This is a genomic window from Janthinobacterium sp. NKUCC08_JDC (genome assembly GCF_019345575.1).
Classification (GTDB): Bacteria; Pseudomonadota; Gammaproteobacteria; order Burkholderiales; family Burkholderiaceae_D; genus Janthinobacterium; species Janthinobacterium aestuarii.
Genome location: NZ_JAHKQW010000036.1, coordinates 1 through 1,604, shown reverse-complemented (window position 1 = coordinate 1,604; position 1,604 = coordinate 1). Strand labels below are relative to the sequence as shown.

The 1,604-nt window shown below is 60.3% G+C and carries 1 protein-coding gene; it reads left to right on the top strand.

Going from position 1 to position 1,604, the window contains the following annotated elements:
• The coding region (locus KO538_RS28955) for a beta strand repeat-containing protein (protein WP_374106903.1) at nucleotides 1–1,604 on the top strand (1,604 nt) is incomplete at both ends.

The following is a 1,604-nucleotide window of genomic DNA, read 5'->3' as shown; positions in this document are numbered from 1 at the left end:
GGTGTTAACGAACATCAATGGCAAGCTGGAACATGCTGGTGCCGGCATCCTGGCTATCAACGCGGGCCAGTTCAACAACCAGTTCGGCAAGATCACGGGCAATGGCAAGCTGGATATGATGGCTGCCACTCTGGATCACCGCAATGCGACGACGGTGGCCAATCAGCTGACCATCAATGCAGGCAGCCTGGACAACCGCAGCGGCAGCCTGGCCCAGACGGGTACGGGCCACATGACGGTGAGCGCCACAGGCCAGCTGGACAACACGGGCGGCAAGATCGAAGGCAATGGTGATGCGCTGGTGAAAGCGGCTACCTTGCTGAACAGCACGGGCCGCATCGTGGCGGCACAGGATGCCGAACTACAGTTTGGCAACCTGGACAACACGGAAGGTACGGTAGCGGCGGGCCGTCACCTGAACCTTTCCGGTGGCGATATCGACAATACCAAGGGCCAGCTGCAGGCCGTGGCGGGCAACGCCACCTTGAACGTAGCGAGCCTGAACAATGCGGCAGGCAGCGTGTTTTCTGGCGTCAACCTGAACACCACGCTCAACACCGTGAATAACACGGGCAGCCTGTATGCGGCAGGGAATCAATCCTTGACCGCAACAGGTGCCATCACGAACACGGGCGTCATTGCGGCACAGGGTAACAACAACCTTACGGCAAAGTCTATCGACAGCAGCGCGAGCAGCTTGATCGGCGCCGGTATCCAGGCCGATGGCAAGCTGGGCACGTCGGGTGACTTGACGATCAGCACTGCGCAGAACCTCGCCGTGCATGGCCAGATTCTGGCGGCAGGCAATGCCAATCTGACCGGCGCTACGCTCGATATCAGCGGCAGCCAGACTGGCGCCGCCAACATCGGGCTGACGGCGACACAGGGCGATGTCAACGCTAGCAAGGCGGCAGTCACGACACCCGGCACATTGAACATCACGAGCAACGCCACCTTGCACAACACGGAAGGCACCTTGCAGGCAGGTCAACTTGACCTGCACGTGGCAAACCTGGACAACGCCAAAGGCGTCGTGTTGCAAACGGGTACGGGCGACACGACTATCGTTACCGGCAATCTGGACAACACAGCGGGCCGCATCGCCGTCAACAGCAAGAACTTGAACATCGATGCCGTCACCATCACGAACCAGGATGGCAAGATCGAGCATGCGGGCACGGGCATCTTGAATCTGCAAGCGGGCGTACTGGACAACCGCAAGGGCCGCATCACCTCGGCTGCGGCGGCCGATATCGTCAGCAAAGGTGTATTGAATAACACCGATGGCGTGATTGCCGCGACTGCCGACTTGCATGTCGGTGGTGTGAATATCGACAACACGCGCGGCGTGTTGCAGGCGGACAATTTACGTCTGGATGCCGCTAAATTGCTGAACCAGCAGGGCACGGTCAGCGCCGGCACGGACCTGACGGCGCGCATCAGCGCAGACTTGAACAACGCGGGCCTGCTGTACGCGGGCCGCAACCAGCAGCTGACGGTGGGCGGCTTGCTCAACAACACAGGTTCCATCGCGTCCGTCAACAACACCAATATATCCGCTGGCAAGATCACCAGCAGCGGTCTGCTGGGCGCCGGCGTGAAAG